This is a genomic window from Streptomyces hainanensis, from assembly GCF_004348415.1.
Classification (GTDB): Bacteria; Actinomycetota; Actinomycetes; order Streptomycetales; family Streptomycetaceae; genus Streptomyces; species Streptomyces hainanensis.
The window spans coordinates 1-5,691 of record NZ_SMKI01000477.1; the positions used below are offsets into that span (position 1 = coordinate 1).

Below are 5,691 nucleotides of genomic sequence, written 5' to 3' on the forward strand. Positions count from 1 at the left end.
GAGTGGGCCGACCAGCTGTTGCGGGAGTTGGGGCGACAGGCGGTGCTCGGTGCCGGGCCCGACGTGGGCGGGGCGCTGGAGTGGTTGGGGCGCCGGATCGGGGCCGAGGTCGCGCTGATCGGCCCGGACGGGGCCGTGGAGGCGGCGACCGGCGGATTCCCGCCGGGGCTGCCCGAGGCGCTCGGGCCGCTGCTCGGCCGGCTGGCCGGGGGCGAGATGGCCGCGGCGGCCACCGAGGTCGGCGGGTGGCGGCTGCGGTGTGAGGCACTGGGCCAGGGGGTGCCGCGCCGGGTGCTCGTGGTGGCGGGGGCGGAGGCGCCCGACCCCGAGGCCGGCCGGCTGATCTCGCGGACGGGCGGTATGGTCACGCTGTTGCAGGGCCTCACCGAGGCGCGGGCGGCGGCCCGCGCGTACCACCGGAAGGCGGCGCAGGTGCGACTGGCCGTCTTCATGGCGCTGATGGCGGGCGATCCGACGCTCGCCCGGCGGGTGACGGCCGGCGCGATGCCGGCGCTGCTGCGCGCCGCGTCGCTGCGGGTGCTGCTGCTGCGCTGCGAGCCGGACGAGCGGGACCGGCTGGCCCAGCGGTACCAGGACCCGGCCGGCTTCCACGGCCCCGGGCTGCTGGTGCGGTGCCCGGTCTACGAGGAGCACCTGATCTGTCTCATCCCTGAGGGGACGGCGGAGGGCGACGAACTCACCGCGCGGCTCGCCGCGTTGGTGCGCGAACACCCCGGATACGCGCTGGGCGTCAGCGCGGCGCTGCCCCAGCGGGCCACGGCCGAGGCGTACGACCAGGCCAGGCACGCACTGGCGGTGGCCCGCAACTCCCGGGAGCGGGTGGTGGGTTACCAGGGCCAGGACCCGCTGGAGGCGCTGCTGCCGAGCGAGCAGGCCCAGGCGTGGGCGCGGTCGTTCCTGCGGCCGTTGGGCGTGGTCCCGAAGCTGACGGTCGACGTGACCCGGCTGGCGCTGACCTTCCCCCGGGCCGGCGTGGCACGGCTGTTGGGCATCAGCCGCAACACGGTCACCGCGCATCTCAGGGACGTCGAGCGGGCCCTCGGGCTCGACCTGCGGGACGTCGGGTCGCGGGCCTCGCTCGCGCTGGCGTTGGCCGTCGCCGTCCCCCGGGCGGACGACGAGTCCGAGCCGCCCCGCACGCTGGAGGAGTTGCTGCGGACCCCGGCCGCGGTCGCCTGGGCCCGGGCCCTGCTCGATCCGCTCCGGCACTCGGGACACCCCGAGCTGCGCGCCACGTTGAGCGCCTGGATCGACGCCAACGCCGACGCGCAGCGGACCGCGCACCGCCTCGGGATCAGCCGGAACACGGTGCGGTCGCGGCTCCGGGCGGCGGAACGGCTCCTCGGCCGCGACCTGTTGAGCACCGGGGCCGGCGTGCACGACCTGGTGCACGCCCTCCGCGCCACCGCGCCGTCCTGACCGGACGGTGCGCCGTGCCCAACGCCGGGGACGAATTGGGCGGCGTGCACGGTGGTCGCGCCCTTTCCGCCCTTCTAGTTTTGTGGTGCGGCCGCGGCCCAGCCCAGGCGAGACACCTCGGGGGAGGGTTGGGCATCGGCCAGGGGGAAGCGGCCCGGGCGCCTAGGGAGCGCCCGGGCCCTCGTGCGCGCCCGGCGCGCGGTGGCCACGACGCGCCACCGCGGCGCGTCAGCGCCACCGCGCTCACACGAGTACACGTCCGTGGGCGGGGTTATCCATTCCCGGTGACGAAGCGACCACGGCCCCTCGATCCGCGCCGGCGATCCGGGGCCGGTCGTGGGCCGCCGCCGGCCGATGGGCCGAGGAAGGCTGCCGACGTGCGCGTTCTCTCCACCGTGGTGGGTTCCCCCTCCCACGCCCGGGCCCAACTGCCCCTGCTGCGGTCCCTGCTCACGGCCGGCCACCAGGTCCGGCTGGTCTGCTCGGCGCGGCTCTCCCCGGTCTTCGCGGACGACGACATCCCGATCCTCGCCACGTTCCCGCTGCCGAGCGAGCTCTTCGACGGGCGGGTCAGGTACCTCGCCGACATCGCCCGGCCGCGTGCCATGGCGGCGCTGCTCGGCGGCGCCCGGCTACCGGGCGCGTTCGCCGTGGTGAGCGCCGTGGCCCGGGAGTTCAGGCCGCACCTGATCATCAGGGACGGCGTCGACGTGTGCGGCCTGCTGGTCGCCGAGGAGCTGGGGGTGCCGCACCTGTCGGGTCCCTCGGGGTGGAGCAACGTCCTCGACCCGGCGGTGATGCTGCCGGCGCTCAACGCGATGCGGGAGCAGGTGGGGCTGCCGACCGGGGACGACCCGCTCGCCCTCGTCAGGTTCGGGCGGGTGGACTGCGTCCCCGAGGAGTTCTCCTTCGCCGCGCACCTGCCCACCAGCCACCGCTACCGGCAGTCGGCCACCGTGGAGCGCGGTCCCGCGCTGCCGGCGTGGCTCGGCCGGCTGCGCACCGACCGTCCCATCGTCTACGCGGCGATCGGGACGGCTCTGCCGATGTTCCTGGAGGCCGACGCCGGCGGGACCGGCGCCGTCCCCATCCCCGGGGTGGCGGATCCGGCGGCCACGCTGCGGGCCATCGTGGACGGCCTGGCCGAGGTCGACTGCACGGCGGTGGTGTCCACCGGCGGCGTTCCGCTGGGCGAGCTCCGGCCGGCGCCCCACGTGCACCTCGTCGAACGGGTGCCGCAGCCCCTGCTGTTGGAGGAGGCGGACCTGTTCGTCACCCACGGCGGATACAACAGCCTCCGGGAGTCGATCCGCACCGGCACTCCGGTGGCCGTGCTGCCGCAGTTCGGGGACCAGCCGCACAACGCGCGGCGGGCCGTGGAACTCGGCCTCGGGGCCCGGGTGGAGGCCCCGGCTCCCGACACGATCGCGGACCACTGCCGGCGGCTGCTGGCCGATCCCGACGTCCGGCGGCGGGCCAGGCGGGCGCGGCTCGCGTCGCTGGCCCTGCCCCCGGTCGAGTCCGCCGCCGACGACCTGGCCGAGCTGGTGGCCGGCGCGGCCGGGTGACGGGCCGGCGGCCCCCCTTGGCTCAGGCCGCCAGTTCGGCGACCGCGTCGACGAGCCGGGTGAGGTGCTCCTCGGGGGTGCCGGCGCCGAAGCTGACGCGGAGGGCCTGGAGGGGCCCGTCGCAGTCCTCGGCGGAGTCGGCGGAGGCGCCGAGCAGCTTGCGGACCAGCGGCTGGGCGCAGAACATCCCGGAGCGGACGCCGATGCCGTGGCGCTCGGAGAGTTGCACGGCGAGCTGCCCGTTGTCGCGGCCGGCGACGGTGAAGGAGGCGACGGCGACGCGGTCGGCGGCGGGCCCGAAGAGGGAGAGTTCGGTGACGCCCGGCACGGCGGCCAGGCCGTCGCGCAGCCGGGCGAGGAGCCGCTGTTCGTGGTCGACCAGGGTCTGGTGACCGGCCTCGGTGAGCGCCCGGCAGGCGGCGGCGATGGCGAAGGCACCGATGACGTTGGGGGAACCGGCCTCGTGCCGGGCCTCGTCGGTGGCCCACCGGACACTCACGCCGCCGTCGGCGAGCCGGTTGACGACCCGGGTGGCGCCGCCGCCGGCCAGGTAGGGCTCGCCGTCGGCCAGCCAGTCGGCGCGGCCGGCCAACACGCCGGCGCCGAAGGGCGCGTAGAGCTTGTGGCCGGAGAACGCGACCCAGTCCACGTCGAGTTCGCGGACGCTGACCGGGCGGTGCGGCGCGAGCTGGGCGGCGTCGAGCACGATCCGGGCGCCGTGCCGGTGGGCGGCGGCGGCGAGTTCGGCGATCGGCCAGATCTCCCCCGTGACGTTGGAGGCACCGGTGACGCAGAGCAGCGCGGGACCGCCCCGGAGCGTCGCCAGGGCCGACTCGGCGAGGGCGACGGCGTGTTCCGGCGAGTCGGGGGCGTCGAGGTAGGTGACGTGGTGGCCGTGGTGGGCCCAGGGCAGCAGCGCGGCGTGGTGTTCGGTCTCGAAGACGAACACCCGGCTGCCGGCCGGCAGCGCGGCGGCCAGCAGGTTGAGCGAGTCGGTGGTGGAGCGGGTGAAGACCACCTGGTCGGCGGGGCGGCAGTCGAGGAACCGGGCCACGGTCTCGCGGCTGCGCTCGAACAGCTCGGTGGAGAGCCGGGAGAGGTGCCCGGTGCCCCGGTGCACGCTGCCGTAGTAGGGCGCGTACTCGGCGACCTCCTCCCAGACCCGGCGCAGTACGGGGGCGCTGGCCGCGTAGTCGAGCGCCGCGTACTCGATGTCGCCGCCGGTGGCGAGCGGGGCGCGCACGCCGGCGCTGAGCACGTCGAGGGTGGTGGGGGTGGCGGGGGCACAGCTGGTGGTCATGACGACGTCTCCCTGGGCAGGCGCGGCCGTGGGCCGGGCGGGCGGCCGGCGTGGTGTGCAACGTCGGCCCGGTCGGGCCGAGTTCGACCCTCATCCGGGGTGTCCTCGGGAGTCGAGCGACGCCACGGCCTCGCCGAAGCGGTCGGCGATCAGGTGGGCCTCGGCGGGCGTGAGGACCAGTGGGGGCCGCAGCTCGATCACGTTGCCCTCGCCGTGTTCCGAGACCCGGGTGAGCAGGCCGCGGGCGTGCAGGGCGCGGTGCAGGGCGTGGGTCCTGGCGACCGCCCGGCCGCCGTCCGGTTCGACCAGCTCGACGCCGAGCATCAGGCCGAGGCCGCGGGCCTCGCCGATGACGGGGTGGTCGGCGCGGAGCGCGTTGAGCCGGTCGAGGAGGATGGTGCCGCAGGCCCGGACGTTCGCCAGGAAGCCGGTCCTTTGGATGATCTCCAGGGTCTTGACGGCCGCGGCGGCGGAGAGGGTGTGGCCGCCGTAGGTGAAGCCGTGCAGGGAGCGGTCCCAGCCGGCCATGCGTTCCTCGGTGAGGATGGCGGCGAGCGGCAGGCCGCTGCCGGTCATGCCCTTGGATAGCGTCATCAGGTGCGGGCTGACGCCGAACTGTTCGGCCGCGAACATGGTGCCGGTGCGGCCGAAGCCGGTCTGCGCCTCGTCGAAGATCAGCACGATGCCTCGTTCGTCGCAGAAGCGGCGGAGCTCGGCGAAGTAGCCGGGCGGCGGCACGATGTTGCCGCCGACGCCGCTGATCGGCTCGATGAGCACGCAGGCGACGCTGCCCGAGCTGGCGTGGGTGATGAAGTCGTCGATCCGTTCCACGCACCACATGCCGCAGGTGGTGGGCTCCTGGCGGTAGAAGCAGCGGTAGCAGTAGGGGTCGGGGACGTGCAGGGCGCCGGGGAGTACCAGGGGGAACGGGGCGCGCATCCGGCTGTGCCCGGCGAGGCTGGCGGCGGCCATGGTCTGCCCGACCTGGCCGCGGAAGGGCACGATGACGTCGCGGCGCCCGGTGTGGTGCTGGGCGATCTTGATGGCGCCCTCGTTGGCGGTCGAGCCGCCGGAGCTGCGCAGGTTGACGCGGGTGAGCTCGGGCGGGGCGAGCCTGACCAGTTCGGTCATCACGTCGTTGGTCGGGCCGGTCTGGAAGGAGGAGCTGGCGAAGACCAGTTCCTCGGTCTGGGCGCGGACGGCAGCCATCACCTCGGGGTGGTTGTGGCCGAGGATGAGGTTGAAGGTGCCGGAGACGCAGTCCAGGTACTCGCGGCCGGTGCTGTCCCAGCAGCGCACGCCCTCGCCACGGACCAGCACGGCGTCGCCGAGCTGGTACTGGGCGACCTGGGTGGGGTCGGCGAGGGGTTCGGTGAGCGGGTC

The 5,691-nt window shown here is 75.3% G+C and carries 4 protein-coding genes; 2 read left to right on the forward strand and 2 right to left on the reverse strand.

The window, feature by feature from the left end; translation table 11 throughout:
* Together E1283_RS39570 and E1283_RS30485 are read left to right on the forward strand one after the other, a co-directional pair.
* On the forward strand, positions 1-1,440 hold a 1,440-nt coding region (locus tag E1283_RS39570; RefSeq protein WP_132821406.1), incomplete at its 5' end, for a helix-turn-helix domain-containing protein.
* Between the two features lie 377 nt (positions 1,441-1,817).
* The gene (locus E1283_RS30485; protein ID WP_132821407.1) at positions 1,818-3,008 is read left to right on the forward strand and encodes a glycosyltransferase; all 1,191 of its coding nucleotides are present in this window, start codon (positions 1,818-1,820) and stop codon (positions 3,006-3,008) included.
* Positions 3,009-3,030: 22 nt separating this feature from the next.
* Here E1283_RS30485 and E1283_RS30490 read toward each other — a convergent pair whose 3' ends face one another.
* Both E1283_RS30490 and E1283_RS30495 read right to left on the reverse strand, forming a co-directional pair.
* Positions 3,031-4,308 carry an aminotransferase class V-fold PLP-dependent enzyme gene (locus E1283_RS30490; protein WP_132821408.1) on the reverse strand — a complete coding sequence of 426 codons (1,278 nt, stop codon included), beginning with the start codon at positions 4,306-4,308 and terminating at the stop codon, positions 3,031-3,033.
* Between the two features lie 90 nt (positions 4,309-4,398).
* Positions 4,399-5,691 (reverse strand): aspartate aminotransferase family protein (locus E1283_RS30495; protein ID WP_425086257.1); only part of this gene is annotated, 1,293 nt, incomplete at its 5' end.